The organism is Bradyrhizobium sp. USDA 3240, from assembly GCF_054063295.1.
Window position 1 is genome coordinate 6,919,700 of sequence record NZ_JBSSGD010000002.1, and the last position, 15,339, is coordinate 6,935,038.

Below are 15,339 nucleotides of genomic sequence, written 5' to 3' on the forward strand. Positions count from 1 at the left end.
CCTACGGACCATCTTTCACCGTCACCCCCGCAGAGCGGCAAAGCCGTTGCGAGGGGGTGACGGGTCACTATCGCGATTATTTCGCCACGATCTCCGGCACCTTGCCGGCGGGCGGCGTGTTGCGGCTGCGCTGGGTGCGGACGATGCCGTCGATGATGGTCATGCCGATGCCCGGGAGATCGCCGAGCTGCACGCTGTGCAGAAGGTTCTTGCCCGGCGAATGCTGCGCCATGTCCATGATGACGAAATCGGCGGAGCGGCCGACCTCGATCAGGCCGCAATCGAGCTCGCGCATCCGCGCGGTGTTGCCGGTCGCAAGGCAGAATGCCAGCTCGGCCGGCAGCTCGCCGAGCGAGGACAACAGCGAGACCATGCGCAGGATGCCGAGCGGCTGCACGCCGGAGCCGGCCGGCGCGTCGGTGCCGAGGATGACGCGATGCAAATCGCCCATCTCGCGCGCGGTGCGCAGCGTGAACAGCGCCGAACGCTCATTGCCGTTGTGCACGAGCTCGAGGCCACGTTTGCAGCCCTCGCAGATGCAGCGGATCTGATCGTCGGGCAGCGCGGTGTGGCCGCCGTTGATGTGGCCGACCACATCGGTGTCGGCTTCCAGAACGACGTCCTTGTCGATCAGGCCGGAACCGGGAATCGAAGGTCCGCCGGTGTGGATCGTGCTTTGAATGCCGTATTTGCGCGCCCAGCCGACCATTTTCCGCGCCGTCGGCCCGTCCTTCACGCCACCTAGCCCGACTTCGCCGAGTAGCTTGACGCCGGCGGCGGCCATCTCCTTGAAGTCGTCCTCGACCATCTCGCATTCGATCACGGGCGCGCCGGCATGCACCTTCACGCCGCCCGGCCGCAGCGTCCAGAACGCGCGCTGCGCGAAGATCGCCATCGCCTTCACCCCGACCACGTCGCGCGGCCGGCCGGGCATATGCACCTCGCCGGCGGAGATCATGGTGGTGACGCCGCCATGCAGATAGCTGTCGATCCAGCTGGTCTGGTTCTGCCGCGGCGTCCAGTCGCCGGCGACGGGATGGACGTGGCTGTCGATCAGGCCGGGCGCGACCGTCGTTCCCATGGCATCGACGATCGTGGTGGCGCCTTCGGTGTCGACGTCCTTGAAGCGGCCGATCGCGGTGATCTTGCCGTTCTCGGCGACGATGGTATCGGCGTCCAGGATCGGCCTTTCCAGCGCTCCCGACAGCAATATCCCGATATTGCGGATCACCAGCTTGCTGGGGCCGGTGGCCTGGGGCGCGTCGTGAGCCATGGGTGTTTTCCTTTTTCGTTCCGAAATTGCCCGGGAATTTGAGCCCGGCTTGACTTTTCGATCAAGTCGGATTATTCGTTTGTATACGAATGATCGTATACAAACGATCCGGCCGGTCAACGGGGTTCAAGTCCCTTTCCGCCGCAGCACAAATCAGGGATTGGTGCGATGAGCAATTTCAACCAGGAAAGCGTCCTCAGCGTTCATCACTGGACCGACACGCTGTTCTCCTTCAAAACCACGCGCAATCCGTCGTTCCGTTTCCGCAACGGCGAGTTCACCATGATCGGGCTCAAGGTCGGCGAGAAGCCGCTGCTGCGGGCCTACAGCGTCGCCAGCGCGAATTACGAGGACACGCTCGAATTCTTCTCGATCAAGGTTCCGGACGGCCCGCTGACCTCGCGCTTGCAGCACCTCAAGGAAGGCGACGAGATCATCGTCAGCCGCAAAGCGACCGGCACGCTGGTCATCGACAACCTCGAGGATGGCCGCAACCTCTATCTGATCGGCACCGGCACGGGGCTTGCGCCGTTCCTCAGCGTGATCAAGGATCCCGAGACCTATGACCGCTTCGAGAAGGTCGTGCTGCTGCATGGCTGCCGCCGCGTCAGGGAGCTCGCCTATGGCGAGATGATCACCGAGAAGCTGCCGCAGGACGAGCTGATCGGCGATCTCGTGCGCGATCAGCTGATCTACTATCCGACCGTGACGCGCGATCCGTTCCACAACCGCGGCCGCATCACCGACCTCATCACCTCGGGCAAGCTGTTCGCCGACATCGGCCTGCCGGCGCTCGATGCCGCGCATGACCGCGTCATGATCTGCGGTTTGCCGGCGCTGGTCGCCGACACCCGCACGCTGCTCGGCGGCCGCGGCTTCGTCGAGGGCAATCACGGCGAGCCCGCGCAGTTCGTGGTGGAGAAAGCGTTCGCCGAACGCTGATCTTCGCAGCGAGGGCGGAAGCAATCCATCTTCCGGTACAGTCGGGAGCAATGGATTGCTTCGCTCCGCTCGCAATGACGTGGATGGGGCTGTGTGCAATCAGGGCCTGACCGCCGGCGTCTCGATCGGCATGCCACGCGCCCGCGTCATCAGATAGAGCTCGAGCTCGACCAGTTCGGGCGAGCCGTATTCATAGGCCTGTGCGCGGATGCCGGTGATGCAGGCGCGCAGCCGCCGCTGCAACGATCCGAGCGACTGCCATTCCAGCCGGTACAGCGGATAGCCGGTCGGTTGTCCCTGCGTGATCGCGCTGCCCGCGAGCTTCTTGTCCCAGTTGTCGTCGTGGCAATTGGTGCAGCCGAGATTAAGCTGGCCTTGCCGCTGCATGAACAGCGCGTGGCCCTTCTCGATGAAGGGCGCCAGCTCCGGATCGTCGCCGGCCGCCATCGGCATGCCGCGTGACTGCCGCGCGACGTAGGCGGTCAGCGCCAGCAGCTCGCGGCTTTCATACGCGAAGGGCGATGCCTGCTGGTGGTTGGTGCGGCAGAGATTGATCCGCGCTTCGAGGTCGACCGGCTTTCCCAATGCCTTCTCGAAGCCAGGGTAATGCGCCGCGACGCCCTTCATGCTGATGCGCGCATCGTTGTGGCAGTCGGCGCAGGCCTTGTCCGCGCGGCCGGCCTTGCGCGTCCACAGCGCCTCGCCGTCGAGCACGAACAGCATGCCGGGGTTGGCGGTGTCCTCGTCCTGCATCGCCCTGGTGTCCGCGCTCATGAAGCTGTAGCCGGAGCGGCGTTCGGATAGCGGAATCTCCGCGGCGAGCGCCGCGCCCGCCATCGCCATCAGCAGCGCGATGCAGACCGCAATCCTCATTCGACCGTGATCGAAGCCTGCGCGGTCTCCGAAAATCCCTTGTCGCCGATCCACTCGAACTCGAACTTGCCGCTCTCGGTCACCGTGGTGAAGAAGGTGATGAACGGGTTGGCGGCGATCGCCGGATAAAGATCGGCGCGAAAGATCTCCGTGCCGTTGAAGCGGCACGTGAAGCTCGTGATGATGTCGCGGGGCACCACGTCGCCCGAGGCGGTGTGGCGATAGCCGGTCTCCATGATGTGCGACATCAGCGTCTTGATCTCGATGACGCTGCCGCGCTTGGCTTTGGCCGGCACGTTGATCAGGGCCGACGGCATCAGATCGTCTCCTCGGTGCAGGCGGCGAGCGTCACCACGACATCAGCGGTTGTCGACCAGAAGGTGTCGTCGGACAGCCGTGCGATGGCGGTGACCTTCTGGCTGTCGGCGAGGCGAATGCGGGTCGATATTTGGGCGCGTCCGGCGCGCGGCCCGAGATAGAAATTACCGATGTTCGGCTGCGGATTCTTCTCGTTGAAGACGTGGATGCTCTTCACATACTCGTCTGCCGTCATCGCGCTCGTGACGCTGACCGTCATCGGCACCGTATTGCCGTTCTCGACCAGCGGTGGGATGTCGAGCTTGACCTTGCCGGTCCGCACATTGGCTTCACCGACCACATTGCGGATCGCGGCCTTCAGCATCGCCGGTGTGGCGTCGGCAGGGCGCACGATCACCATCACTGCCGCGCCTCCGGCGAGGCCGAGAACCGTGCGGCGTGTGGTCTGGTTTGAATTCGCCATCCGTTGATTGGTCCTAGTTCCGCAACGTTAGAAGATAAGCCACGATGTCCTCGATCTGCTCCGCCGACAGGATCGGCTTGCCGCGCCATGACGCGCCGACGCGCGTGAGGCCGTCGACGCGATAGTAGGACGGCATGATCGTCGCCGTATTGAGGTGCGACGCGTCGACCAGCCGGAGCCGCAACTGTCCCTCGGACCAGCGGCTGCCGCTGCCGGTGAGGTTCGGCGCGAGGTCGCCCTGGAACGCCTGTTCGGGAAATGGGCCGCTGTGGCAGAGGATGCAAGTGGAGGAACGCTCGACGATCAGTGCACGGCCGCGGGCTGCGTCACCCTTGGCTCCGGTTAGCGAAGCGGGAATCGTATCGCCGACCACGGTATAGGGGCGCAACTCTTCGGCGCCGACGGGCGCGCAGGCCGCGAACAGTGCCGCGGCGAGCAACGTTATCGGGGCGAGCCTAGCCAAAGGCGTCTCCCGTGATGGTCTTGAACCAGTCGAGCGCCTGGTTGGCCTCGCGCTGCTGCACCTCGCGCGGCGCGTCGACCGGGCTCGTGGTCACCTCGGCTTCGGCGTATTGATCTTCCCTCGGCTGATAGATGCCCTTCAGCGAGAACGCGTAGCCCGGCGCAACGGTGTTGTAGCAGGCGCCATCGAGCCGCGGCGTCTCCGGCGCCTTGCCTGCCAGCGCGTTGACGATCGCGGCCGCGCAGGCCCGGCCTTGCGCCGCCGCCGCGGAAGCGGATTTCGGAATCCCGCCGGCGATCGCGGCATCGCCGATGACATGGATGTTGGGCACCAGCTTGGAGGCAAAGCTGACCGGATCGATCGGGCACCAGCCGGTGTGGTCGGCGGCGCCGGCGATCTCCGCGATACGGCCGGCTCGCTGCGGCGGGATCACATTGGCGACCGCGGCGGTGTAGTTGCCGAAATCGGTGACGATCTCGTTGGTTGCCGGATCGACCGACGTCACCCGTCCGCCCTGCGACAGCGCGATCCGCTCGATCATGCCGGGATAGAGCTCCGCCCACGCCTTCTCGAACAGCTTCTGTTGCGAGTAATTGTCCTTGGCGTCGAGCACCAGGATCTTCGACTTCGGCTTCTTCGCTTTCAGGTAATGCGCGATCAGGCTGGCGCGCTCGTAAGGCGCCGGCGGGCAGCGCAGCGGCGCGGCCGGTACCGCGATCACGACGAGGCCGCCGTCGTCCATGGCCTCGAGCTGCCGGCGCAGCAGCATGGTCTGCGCGCCGGCCTTCCAGGCGTGCGGCATCTTCTCGGCGGCGGCCTCATCATAGCCGGGCAGGGCGTCGAAGCGCATGTCGATGCCGGGGGCGAGCACGAGCCGGTCATAGGAGAGCGTCGTGCCATCGGAAAGCGCGATGCTACGCGCCTGCGCGTCGATCTTGGCGGCCGCCTGCGCGACGACGGTGATGCCGTTCGCCGCAACCTTGTCGTAGGTGAATTGCTGCGCGGAGAGTTCGCGCAAGCCCGCGATCACCTCGTTGCTGAACGGGCAGGCTGTGAAGGTCCTGTTCGGCTCGATCAGCGTAACCTGCAGTTTTTTGTCGAGCCGCCGCAGCGCCCGCGCGCAGGCCGCGCCGCCAAAACCGCCGCCGATCACCGCGATCCGCGGTGCGCCTTGCGCCAGCGACGGACGCGACAAGGCCGCCGCTGCGACGGCAGCGGCGCCACGGACCACATCCCTGCGCGTCGGATGACGCGTGACGGCCATGCACAAGAATCCGGAAAAAGGAAGCGGCGGCCGGTCGGACCGCCGCTTCTGGTTTGATCAGGCGAAAGAGATGTTCTGGTTACGCAGCGGGAAAGAGCGGATGCGTTTTCCCGTCGCGGCGAAATAGGCGTTGAGCACCGCCGGCGCCGCAACGCCTATGGTCGGCTCACCGACGCCGCCCCAGAACCCGCCGCTCGGCGCCATCACCGATTCCACCTTCGGCATTTCGTTGATGCGCATCGAGTTGTAGGTGTCGAAATTGGTCTGCTCGATGCGGCCGTCCTTCACGGTGCAGCCGCCATAGAACAGCGCGCTGAGGCCATAGACGAAGGAGCCCGCGATCTGCCGCTCCACCTGCGCCGGATTGACGACATAGCCGGGGTCGGTGGAGGCGACGATACGGTGCACCTTGATCTTGCTGCCGTCGGTTACCGAGATCTCGGCGGCGCCGGCAACATAGCTGCCATAGCCCATCACCTGCGCGATGCCGCGATAGACACCCTGCGGCGCCGGCGTGCCCCAGCCGATCTTCTCGGCCACGGCGTTGAGCACCGCGAGATGCTTGGGGTGCTTGCCCATCAGCTTGCGGCGGAATTCGACCGGGTCCTGACCGGCGGCCTGGGCAAGCTCGTCCATGAAGCATTCCATGTAGATCGCGTTGTGATTGACGTTGACGCCGCGCCAGAAGCCGGGCGGGACGTGCGGGTTGCGCATCGCATGCTCGACCAGCAAGTTCGGCACCGCATAGCCGATCGCGGCTTCACCGGACTGCGCGACGCCCTGGAACGCGGCGGGGTCCATGCCGTTCTGCAGCGCTTCCGGGCGCACCGAGAACAGGATGGATTGACCCGACAGCCGGTAATGCAGCGCCACCAGATTGTTGTCGGCATCGAACGCGCCGGTCAGCTTGCACTGCGTGATCGGGTGATACTTACCGTGCTGCATGTCCTCCTCGCGCGACCACAACAGCTTGATCGGCGTGCCCGGCATCTGCTTGGCGATCGCCACCGCCTGCCGCACATAGTCGGTCATGCCGCGCCGGCCGAAGCCGCCGCCGAGCATCAACTTGTGCACGTCGACCTTCTCCGCCGGCAGGCCGGAGGCCTCGAGCGCCGCCGCGAACGCCGCCTCGCCGTTCTGCGTGCCGCACCACACCTCGCATTTGTCAGGCGTGTAGAGCACAGTGGCGTTCATCGGCTCCATCGTGGCGTGGTTCTGGTAGGGATAGCTGTAGACAGCTTCCACCTTCTTGGCCGCGCTCGCGATCGCCGCCTTGGCGTCGCCGTTCTGGTTGCCGACATAGGCCGGCTGTGCATTGTCGAGACCTTCGGCAAGCCACTTCGCAATGGTCTCGCTGGAGACCTTCGCGTTGTCGCCTTCGTCCCAGACGATCGGCAGCTTGTCGAGCGCAGACTTGGCGTGCCACCAGGTGTCGGCGACGACGGCAACGGCGCTGTCGCCGACCGGCACCACCTTCTTGACGCCCTTCATGCCGGCGATCTTGGCTTCGTCAAAGCTCTTCAGCTTGCCGCCGAACACCGGGCAGTCCTTGATCGCGGCGTTCAGCATGCCCGGCAGCTTGACGTCGATGCCGTAGGTCATCTTGCCGGTGGTCTTGTCGACGGTGTCGAGCCGCTTCAGGCCCTTGCCGGCGATGGTCCAGTCCTTCGGATCCTTCAGCTTGACGTCGGCCGGCGGCTCGAGCTTGGCGGCGGCTTCCGCGACCTTGCCGTAGGTCGTGGTCTTGCCCGAGGGCGTGTGGGTGATGACGCTGTTGGCCGCCTTGCATTCGGTGGCTGGCACCTTCCACTCATTGGCCGCGGCCTGGATCAGCATCACGCGTGCGGTGGCGCCGCCCTTGCGGACATAGTCCTGCGAGGTGCGGATACCGCGGCTGCCGCCGGTCGAGAAATCGCCCCAGGCGCGCTTGCGGGCGACGCTCTGGCCGGGCGTCGGATATTCGGTGGTGACCTTCGACCAGTCGCACTCCAGTTCCTCGGCGACGAGCTGGGCGAGGCCGGTCAGCGTGCCTTGGCCCATCTCGGAGCGGGCGATGCGGATCACCACGGTGTCGTCGGGCCGGATCACGACCCAAGCGTTGACTTCAGGCGCGCCGTCGGCGGCGCGCACCACGGAGGGACCGCCGAACGGCAGATCGAGGCCGAGCGCGAGCCCGGCGCCGGCCGTTGCCGTGCCGATCACGAAGGCGCGGCGGTTGAGTGTCGGCATGATGTGTTGGTTCATGGCTGCCTCCTCATGCGTTCGCGGCAGCATGGATAGCCTCGCGCACCTGCTGGAAGGTGCCGCAGCGGCAGATATTGGTGATGGCGTCGTTGATGTCGTCGTCGCTCGGCTTCGGATTCTCTTTCAGCAGCGCCGCGACGGCCATGATCATGCCGCTCTGGCAATAGCCGCATTGCGGCACGTCGCTCGCGATCCAGGCGAGCTGCACCTTGTGCATCACGCCGCCGGCCGCGAGGCCCTCGATGGTGGTGATGTCCTTGCCGGCCACTTCGCTCACGGTCACGCCGCAGGAGCGCATCGCGACGCCGTCGATATGCACCGTGCAGGCGCCGCATTGTGCGATGCCGCAGCCGTATTTGGTCCCCGTCAGTCCGACATTCTCGCGAATCGCCCACAGCAGTGGCGTGTCGTCCTCGACGTCTACATTGGTAGTCTTGCCGTTGATTTTGAGGTTTGCCATCGCTTTCCCCTGAATGGTCCAATCCTCCGATTGGACTTCGGGGCGATGTTGGCCTTGAAACTGGAACGGTTCAAATCAAGAATATGCGCTTGCAGTGCGGAAGAAAGTTGATGGCGCGGTGTATGGTCGCGCTCCGCGCATGCAACATGCCTGTCATGTCTTTTGCGGTGAGGCGACGGCCAGGCGCAGCAAGCTCATGACGCTGCCGAGCGCGGCAAATCCGGCACCCAGCCCCAGCGCTACGGTTGCGCCCTCGCGATCGGCGAGTGCGAAGCAGAGCGCGGCGAGTGCAGCGCCGGTAGTCTGTCCGGTCAGCCGTGCGGTCGCAACGATGCTGCTGGCGCTGCCGCTGCGATGCGGCGGTGCGCTCGACATGATCGCCTTCATGTTGGGGGTCTGGAAGAAGCCGAAACCGATGCCGCAGATCATGGTGCGCCAGACGATGTTGGCAATACCGGGCTCGGCCGGCAGGGTCGCGAGCAGCACCATGCCGAGGCCCAGCAGCAGCATGCCGATGCCGCCGAGGATGCCGGCCGGATAGCGATCCGACAGCCGGCCGCCGATCGGCGCCATGAAGGCGACCACCAGTGGCCAGGGCGTCATGAAGAAGCCGGTCTCGACCTGCGAGCGGTGCAGTATGTCCTCGAAGTAGAACGGTAGCGATACGAAGGCGAGGCCCTGCACAGCAAATGAGCAGACGGCGGTCGCGGCCGACAGCGCGAAGATCGGACGGCGGAACAGGTCGATCGGCAGCATCGGCGCCGGATGATCGGCATGCCGCCGGGTCAGGATCCAGCCGAACAGCAGGGCGCCGGCAAACTCCGAGATGACGAGCGCAGGCGCGGTCTTATGGGCGGCGCTGCCGATGCTGATGATGAAGAGCCCGAGGCAGGCGCAGGCCAGTGCCGCACCGGCGAAGTCGAAAGCGTGGGTGGCGCGCGGCGTCTTCGGCAGCGTCTTCATGCCGATCAGCAAGGCGACGATGCCGAAGGGAATGTTGACGGCGAACAGCCAGGGCCACGGGCCGAGCGCGAGGATGCCGGAGGCGATCGTCGGCCCGAGCGACATGGCGCTTGCGACCACGAGCGCATTGTGACCGAAGCCGCGGCCGAGCATCCGGCTCGGATAAACGAAGCGCACCAGCGCGGTGTTGACGCTCATGAGGCCGCTGGCGCCGAGCCCCTGCAAGGTGCGTGCGACCAGGAGGCTCGGCAGCGACCACGCCAGCGCACAGCCGAGTGACGCCAATGTGAACAGCAGGAGACCGCCGATGTAGATCCGCTGGTGGCCGACGATTTCGCCGAGTGCACCGAGCGGCAGCAGCGTGGCGACCAGGGCGATCTGGTAGACGTTGACGACCCAGACGACTTCCGCAGGGCTGACATGCAGATCGCTGGCGATCGCGGGCAGCGCGATGTTGGCGATCGCGGTATCGAGCGAGGCCATCGCCAGCGCGGTGAAGATCGCGGCCACCGCCCAGCGCCGCCGTTCCCAGGGCAATCCATCGGTGATCGGCGCCGCAGCCGCGGTGGTCGGGGTCTTCTCGAGCATGCCTGAAAATGTCTCCGGGATCGCCATGTACTACGTCACCATCCCGTTCCCCAGCCGCGCCATTGCATGATGCGTATGCGAAGTGACGTTGCCGGACGCGGACCGGCAGGCCGCGGCCGAGAGTCGGTCGCGCGGCGAGGGGTGGAACGAAGAGCAACACTCGCGCAAATTGTGTCGCGAGAACGCCGAAATATGACTCGGCGGCCGCGCAACAAATTCAGTGTCGTCCCGGCGTAGGCCGGGACCCATAACCACAAATGACAATTGTTGCGCGACGCTGGGGCCGCAGCCCTCTTCAACAACACAGCCCTGTGCTGATGGGGTCCCTGCCTTCGTAGGGACGACACCGAGATTGTGGCGCGTGAGCGCGATCGATCGAGTTCGTGTTCCCGCGGTGTGTCAGACAACCGCACGCAAGCGACTTTCGGATAGCTTGCGTCACGGTCGCGATCGACTACGCTTGGCATACAAGCAGGCGCGACGTCAGATCGCGCCGCAGAGGGGACGCGCGCATTGCACGGACAGGCCGACTGGCGCAGCGAAGCCATGCGAAGCGCCAGGGAGGGAACCCGGCGCCGCGCATTCACTGGCCTCTGGATCACGGCGCTGCTGGCGATCCTCGGCTTCCTGGTCATCTATCCCGTTTTGATGCTGCTGCTCGGCGCGCTCACCGACACCAACCCGGTGGTGGACGGCATCCGCCTCAGCCTGAGCCATCTGTCGATCGCCAATTTCCTCGCCGTGCTTGCCAATCCGAATGTCGGCGAGGCGCTGCTCAACACGCTGATCGCCTGCGGCGGCGGCACTGTGATCGCGGTCGCGATCGGGCTGTTCTTCTCGTGGATCGTGGTTCGCACCAACACGCCGTTCAGGGGCTTCATCGCTGCGGCCAGCATCCTGCCGCTGTTCGCGCCGCCGCTGGTGGCGGGTGTGGCCTGGGCGATCCTCGGCTCGCCGAAGACCGGGTTGATCAACACGATGTTCAAGTGGATGGGCTCCGACCTGCGCATCGATCTCTATTCGATGTGGGGCCTGGTGTTCGTGTTCGGCATCTACTACGCGCCCTATGTCTACATGTTCACGTCGTCGGCGCTGCGCAACATGGACCCGAGCCTGGAGGAGGCCGCGGAAATCTCCGGCGCCAGCGCATTCACCACGCTGTTCACGGTGACGTTTCCGCTGATCATGCCGGCGATCGTCTCGGGCATGCTGCTGTCGTTCATCGTGATGCTCGGCATCTACGGCATCCCGGCCGTGCTCGGCGCGCCGACCAATCTGAACGTGCTGACGACCTACATCTTCAAGCTCACCAACTGGTCGCCGCCGCTCTACAACACCGCAGCGGCGGTTGCGATCATCCTGATGATGGTCACGGGGCTCCTGGTCTATCTGCAGCAGAAATTGCTCAGCGGGCGCAGCTATACGACCGTTGCGGGCAAGGCGTTCCGGCCGCGCAGCCTCGATCTCGGGCGGTGGCGCTGGGTCACCTTCGCGCTCGGGATCGTCTATCTCGTCATCGTCGTGGTGCTGCCGTCGCTGGCGCTGATCGTCGCGGCGTTCCGCAAGTTCATGTTCATCCGCGACGCCGCGAGCCTGTTCGACATGCGGCAGTATTCGCTGATGCATTTCGAGAGCATCTTCGACAATCCGCTGACCATGAGGTCGATCTACAACGCGATCGAGGTCGGCATCATCACCGCCATTGTCGGCGGCGCGCTCGCCTTTGCGATCGGCTACACCATCCATCGCACCCGCGTCGCGGGGCGCGGCGCCATCGACCTGATCTCGACGCTGCCGGTCGCAATTCCCGGGCTCGTGGTCGGCGTCGCCTATCTCTGGGCCTGGATCGGCGTGCCCGGCGGGCTCTACGGCACGATCTGGATTCTTGCGCTCGCCTTCATCGCGCGTTTCATGCCCGACACTGTGAAGGCGCTGTCAACGTCATTCCTGCAGATCCATCGCGAGCTCGAAGAGGCTGCCTGGGTTTGCGGCCGGGGCATGCTCGGCACCATCAGGACGATCGTGCTGCCGCTGGCGCGGCCGGGCGTGCTGGCGTCGATGACGCTGCTGTTCGTGCTGGCGATCCGCGAGCTCGGCTCGTCGCTGTTCCTCTACACCAGCAACACCATGGTGATGTCGGTGCTGCTGCTCGACTATTACGAAGGCGGCAATATCGGCAAGACCGCGGCCTTCAGCCTGGTGCAGACCGTGCTGCTCGGTGTCCTGATCGGCGGCGCCAACTGGCTGTCGCGCGGGGCGGCGCAGGGCAACGTGGCGCGGACCGGATAACGAATAAGGGGAGGATTGGCGATGGATAGACGAACCTTCACCACACTGGCCTTGGCGAGCGTCGCAACGCTCGCGCTGGCGCCGGCGGCGCGGGCACAGGAGTTCGGCTCGGCGGAATTGATCGCCACTGCAAAAGCCGAGGGCAAGCTCGTCTATTACACCGCGAACTTTGCCGAGATCGAACAGCAGGTGATCAAGGCGTTCAACAAGCGCTTTCCCGAGATCAGGGTCGAGATGGTCCGCGCGCCCGGCGGCCAGCTCATCACCCGCGTGAAGACCGAAGCCGCGGCCGGCAAGCTGATCGCCGACGTCGTCGACCATTCAGATCGCGCGCTGATGCAGCCGCTGGAGGATCTGTTCCAGGACTATGCGCCGCCGAACGCGGCCGATTACAGCAAGGACGCGCTGATCTCGCCGAAGCTGTGGCCGCGCGCCACCATCGCCTGGTCGATTGGCTACAACACCGAGCTGGTGAAGGATCCGCCGAAATCCTGGATGGATCTGACCAAGCCGCAATACGACAAGCTGATCGGGCAGGTGTTCGCGCAGTCCGGCGGCACCACCTGGACCCGGATCATGTTCGAACGCCAGGTGCTCGGCGATGACTACTGGGCCAGGCAGGCCGCGACCCATCCCGTGCTCTATCCTTCCGGGGCGCCGACGGCCGACGCCCTGGTGCGCGGCGAGATCGCGATCGCGCCGCTGCTCTACAACGTGATCTACCAGAAGAAGAAGGACGGCGCGCCGATCGAGATCTTCTTTCCGCCCGAGGGCGCGCCGGTCAATCCCTATGCGAGCGGCATTCCCAAGACAGCTGCGCATCCCAATGCGGCAAAGCTGTTCCTGAACTGGTGCCTGTCGAAGGAAGGACAGACCTTCATGATCAAGGAGCTCGGCAATCTCACGTCGTTGAAGGAGCCGCCGGCATTTCCGGAGGGCTTCGATCCCAAGGCGGTCAAGCTCTGGTACCCGAAGTTCGACGAGTACGTGAAGCTGCACGCGGCGTGGGTCGCGGACTGGGACAAGATCTACGGGTATCGGCAATAGGCTGGTGTAGCGATGACGGCAACGCTCGAGGTCCACGATCTCAGGAAGCAGTTCGCGATCGGTCGCCCGGCGATCGACGGCGTCAGCTTTGGCGTGCCGGCCGGCGAGATCGTGGTGCTGCTCGGGCCGTCCGGTTGCGGCAAGACCACGACCTTGCGCTGCGTCGCCGGGCTCGAGCATCCGACGGATGGCGAGATCAGCATTTCCGGGCGAGTGGTATCGTCGCCGGCGCGCGGCATTCTGGTGCCGCCGCGCTTGCGCAACCTCGGCATGGTGTTCCAGTCCTACGCGGTGTGGCCGCATATGACGGTGCGGCAGAACGTGATCTATCCGTTGAAGCACCGCACGGTCGGCCGCACCGACGCCGCCCGCATGGTCGACGACGCACTGGCGCTGGTCGGATTGTCCGATTATGCCGACCGGTCGGTGGTGGCGCTCTCAGGCGGCCAGATGCAGCGCGTCGCGCTGGCGCGCAGCATGGTGTACCGGCCGCAACTCCTGCTGCTCGACGAGCCGCTGTCGAACCTCGATGCCAAACTGCGCCTGCGGCTGCGCGACGACCTCCGCGTCATCCTCAAGCAGACCGGGATGACCGCGCTCTATGTCACTCATGATCAAGCCGAGGCGGTCGTGCTCGGCGACCGGATCGGCGTGATGCGCGACGGCAAGCTGTTGCAGATGGACACGCCCGACGTGATCTACAACCGTCCGGCCGATCTGTTCGTCGCCAATTTCACCGGCGCGACCAACGAGCTCGCCGGCACGCTGGTCGCGTGCAGCGGCGGCTATGGTGTGGTCGATTTCGGCGATGGCCGGCGAGGCGAGGTCGCGCTGTTCCAGCCGCTTAATCCCGATGAGAAGGTGCGCGTGGCGCTGCGGCCCGAGAACATCGCGATCGGCCGGCCCGATGGCGCCAACACGTTTGCGGCGAAGGTGCTCGACCGGCGCTACCAGGGCACCCAGACCGCCTACGGCATCGAGCTGTTCGGCAAACGGCTGGAGGCGATCGAGCTCGGCACCGCCGCGCGCCATCAGGTCGGCGTCGAGGCGCAGGTCGCGCTGCCGCGCGAATGCCTGTGGGCCTACCGTGACAATGGGCCGATGTCCCAAGACTAAACAGAACCGGGCAGAAGCTACTGCAGCGCCATTCCCGAAGTCTTGATCACGGTGGTCAGCTTCTGCTGATCGGCTTTCATCAGCGCGGCGAGCTCATCGAGCGACATCGGCTTGCCCGGAATATTGGCGAGCGACAGCTGGCGCTGCACGTCGGGGTTCTGCAACGCCTTGTTGATCGCCGCGTTGATCTTCGCAAGCAGCGGCGCCGGTGTCGCGGCCGGCACGTAGATGCCATACCAGGGAACGTAGGCGGCCTCGGCAAAGCCGGCTTCCGCGATGGTCGGGACGTCGGGCAGGTCGGGGACGCGCTTGTCGGTGAACACCGCGAGCGGCTTGACGCTGCCGGCCTTGATGTGCGGCAGCGCCAGCTCGAGCGAGACGATCTCGAAATGCATCAGGTTGGTCATCAGGTCGATCAACGCCTGCGGCTGGCCCTTGTAGCCGACATTGGTCAGCTTGATGCCGGCGGCCTGAAACAGTTTCTGCGCACTGAGGTCGATCGACGATCCGGTGCCGGGATTGCCGAAATTGAACTCTCCGGGCCGCTTGCGGGCCAGCTCGACGAATTCGCCGATGGTCTTGACCGGCATCGACGGGTGCACCAGCGCCACACTCTGATTCCAGACGGCGAGGCCGACGCATTTGAAATCCCTTGCCGCGTTCCAGCCGGCGTCCTTGTAGAGATCCGGGTTGACCAGCAAAGCGGGGCCGGTGACGACCCAGGTGTAGCCATCCGGCTCGCTGCGTGCGACGGCTGATGTGCCGATATTGCTGTTGCCGCCGGGCCGCGCCTCCACCACGACGGTCTGCTTCCAGTCGCGGCCGACCTGCTCGGTCACAGCGCGCGCGACGATGTCGACGATGCCACCGGCAGGGTAGGGCACGATGATGTGGATCGGCCGGCTCGGATAATTGTCCTGCGCCCGAACAGCAACGCCGCCGGACAGCGCCGTGATCGCGGCCGCAAGCAAGGCCGTGGCGGTTGCAATGCCGCGCATCTCTCCCTCCCGATGTCTCCCGCATCGTTCGTGCGATG

14 protein-coding genes are annotated in these 15,339 nt (G+C 65.3%); 4 read left to right on the forward strand and 10 right to left on the reverse strand.

From position 1 onward, the window contains the following. Positions 1-76: 76 nt before the first annotated feature. Complete coding sequence (locus tag ACVIGA_RS33340; protein ID WP_456669338.1) at positions 77-1,273, reverse strand: amidohydrolase family protein; 1,197 nt, start codon at positions 1,271-1,273, stop codon at positions 77-79. A 168-nt stretch (positions 1,274-1,441) separates the two neighbouring features. Here ACVIGA_RS33340 and ACVIGA_RS33345 point away from each other — a divergent pair, with 168 nt between their 5' ends. Continuing rightward, a complete protein-coding gene (locus ACVIGA_RS33345; RefSeq protein WP_456669339.1) occupies positions 1,442-2,215 on the forward strand; it encodes a ferredoxin--NADP reductase in 774 nt (257 codons plus the stop codon). A 99-nt stretch (positions 2,216-2,314) separates the two neighbouring features. Here the strand turns inward: ACVIGA_RS33345 and soxA are convergent, their stop codons facing one another. The 8 genes from soxA to ACVIGA_RS33385 all read right to left on the reverse strand — a co-directional run bounded on the left by soxA (position 2,315) and on the right by ACVIGA_RS33385 (position 9,851). Continuing rightward, the gene (gene soxA / locus ACVIGA_RS33350; protein WP_456669340.1) at positions 2,315-3,088 is read right to left on the reverse strand and encodes a sulfur oxidation c-type cytochrome SoxA; all 774 of its coding nucleotides are present in this window, start codon (positions 3,086-3,088) and stop codon (positions 2,315-2,317) included. Continuing rightward, the gene (soxZ, locus tag ACVIGA_RS33355; RefSeq protein WP_223968153.1) at positions 3,085-3,405 is read right to left on the reverse strand and encodes a thiosulfate oxidation carrier complex protein SoxZ; all 321 of its coding nucleotides are present in this window, start codon (positions 3,403-3,405) and stop codon (positions 3,085-3,087) included. Before soxZ ends, soxA begins: the two co-directional genes overlap by 4 nt. Beyond that, positions 3,405-3,869, reverse strand: coding sequence for a SoxY-related AACIE arm protein (locus ACVIGA_RS33360; RefSeq protein WP_456669341.1), 465 nt, complete (start codon positions 3,867-3,869; stop codon positions 3,405-3,407). The genes soxZ and ACVIGA_RS33360 overlap by 1 nt, the downstream gene beginning before the upstream one ends. A 13-nt stretch (positions 3,870-3,882) precedes the next feature. Then, entirely contained in the window at positions 3,883-4,332 is a 450-nt protein-coding gene (soxX, locus tag ACVIGA_RS33365; RefSeq protein ID WP_456669342.1) for a sulfur oxidation c-type cytochrome SoxX, read from the reverse strand. Further along, positions 4,325-5,596 carry an FAD-dependent oxidoreductase gene (locus ACVIGA_RS33370; protein ID WP_456669343.1) on the reverse strand — a complete coding sequence of 424 codons (1,272 nt, stop codon included), beginning with the start codon at positions 5,594-5,596 and terminating at the stop codon, positions 4,325-4,327. Before ACVIGA_RS33370 ends, soxX begins: the two co-directional genes overlap by 8 nt. A gap of 57 nt (positions 5,597-5,653) precedes the next feature. Next, positions 5,654-7,840: a molybdopterin cofactor-binding domain-containing protein gene (locus ACVIGA_RS33375; RefSeq protein ID WP_456669344.1), complete on the reverse strand. Its 2,187-nt coding sequence runs from the start codon at positions 7,838-7,840 to the stop codon at positions 5,654-5,656. Between the two features lie 10 nt (positions 7,841-7,850). Beyond that, on the reverse strand, positions 7,851-8,300 hold the full coding sequence (locus ACVIGA_RS33380) for a (2Fe-2S)-binding protein (RefSeq protein WP_456669345.1): 450 nt from the start codon (positions 8,298-8,300) through the stop codon (positions 7,851-7,853). Positions 8,301-8,453: 153 nt separating this feature from the next. Beyond that, positions 8,454-9,851 (reverse strand): MFS transporter, encoded by a 1,398-nt coding sequence (locus ACVIGA_RS33385; protein ID WP_456669346.1) that lies wholly within the window; start codon positions 9,849-9,851, stop codon positions 8,454-8,456. 546 nt (positions 9,852-10,397) lie between these two features. On the opposite strand from ACVIGA_RS33385, the gene ACVIGA_RS33390 reads away from it, so the two are divergent. From ACVIGA_RS33390 to ACVIGA_RS33400, 3 genes are read left to right on the forward strand one after another with little or no spacing between them, the layout of a single operon-like run. Beyond that, entirely contained in the window at positions 10,398-12,140 is a 1,743-nt protein-coding gene (locus ACVIGA_RS33390) for an ABC transporter permease (protein ID WP_456669347.1), read from the forward strand. Positions 12,141-12,161: 21 nt separating this feature from the next. Continuing rightward, positions 12,162-13,187 (forward strand): ABC transporter substrate-binding protein, encoded by a 1,026-nt coding sequence (locus tag ACVIGA_RS33395; protein ID WP_456669348.1) that lies wholly within the window; start codon positions 12,162-12,164, stop codon positions 13,185-13,187. Positions 13,188-13,199: 12 nt separating this feature from the next. After that, the gene (locus ACVIGA_RS33400; protein ID WP_456669349.1) at positions 13,200-14,303 is read left to right on the forward strand and encodes an ABC transporter ATP-binding protein; all 1,104 of its coding nucleotides are present in this window, start codon (positions 13,200-13,202) and stop codon (positions 14,301-14,303) included. Positions 14,304-14,320: 17 nt separating this feature from the next. Here the strand turns inward: ACVIGA_RS33400 and ACVIGA_RS33405 are convergent, their stop codons facing one another. Beyond that, on the reverse strand, positions 14,321-15,301 hold the full coding sequence (locus ACVIGA_RS33405; RefSeq protein ID WP_456669350.1) for a Bug family tripartite tricarboxylate transporter substrate binding protein: 981 nt from the start codon (positions 15,299-15,301) through the stop codon (positions 14,321-14,323). Positions 15,302-15,339 lie beyond the last annotated feature (38 nt).

Bases quoted from the DNA above. Each gene is read 5' to 3' on its own strand.
- soxZ (WP_223968153.1), bottom strand. From the start codon at position 3,405: ATGCCGTCGGCCCTGATCAACGTGCCGGCCAAAGCCAAGCGCGGCAGC.
- ACVIGA_RS33395 (WP_456669348.1), top strand. From the start codon at position 12,162: ATGGATAGACGAACCTTCACCACACTGGCCTTGGCGAGCGTCGCAACG.
- ACVIGA_RS33405 (WP_456669350.1), bottom strand. From the start codon at position 15,301: ATGCGCGGCATTGCAACCGCCACGGCCTTGCTTGCGGCCGCGATCACG.
- ACVIGA_RS33385 (WP_456669346.1), bottom strand. From the start codon at position 9,851: ATGCTCGAGAAGACCCCGACCACCGCGGCTGCGGCGCCGATCACCGAT.
- ACVIGA_RS33345 (WP_456669339.1), top strand. From the start codon at position 1,442: ATGAGCAATTTCAACCAGGAAAGCGTCCTCAGCGTTCATCACTGGACC.
- ACVIGA_RS33400 (WP_456669349.1), top strand. From the start codon at position 13,200: ATGACGGCAACGCTCGAGGTCCACGATCTCAGGAAGCAGTTCGCGATC.
- ACVIGA_RS33340 (WP_456669338.1), bottom strand. From the start codon at position 1,273: ATGGCTCACGACGCGCCCCAGGCCACCGGCCCCAGCAAGCTGGTGATC.
- ACVIGA_RS33380 (WP_456669345.1), bottom strand. From the start codon at position 8,300: ATGGCAAACCTCAAAATCAACGGCAAGACTACCAATGTAGACGTCGAG.
- soxA (WP_456669340.1), bottom strand. From the start codon at position 3,088: ATGAGGATTGCGGTCTGCATCGCGCTGCTGATGGCGATGGCGGGCGCG.
- ACVIGA_RS33390 (WP_456669347.1), top strand. From the start codon at position 10,398: ATGCGAAGCGCCAGGGAGGGAACCCGGCGCCGCGCATTCACTGGCCTC.
- ACVIGA_RS33370 (WP_456669343.1), bottom strand. From the start codon at position 5,596: ATGGCCGTCACGCGTCATCCGACGCGCAGGGATGTGGTCCGTGGCGCC.
- ACVIGA_RS33375 (WP_456669344.1), bottom strand. From the start codon at position 7,840: ATGAACCAACACATCATGCCGACACTCAACCGCCGCGCCTTCGTGATC.
- ACVIGA_RS33360 (WP_456669341.1), bottom strand. From the start codon at position 3,869: ATGGCGAATTCAAACCAGACCACACGCCGCACGGTTCTCGGCCTCGCC.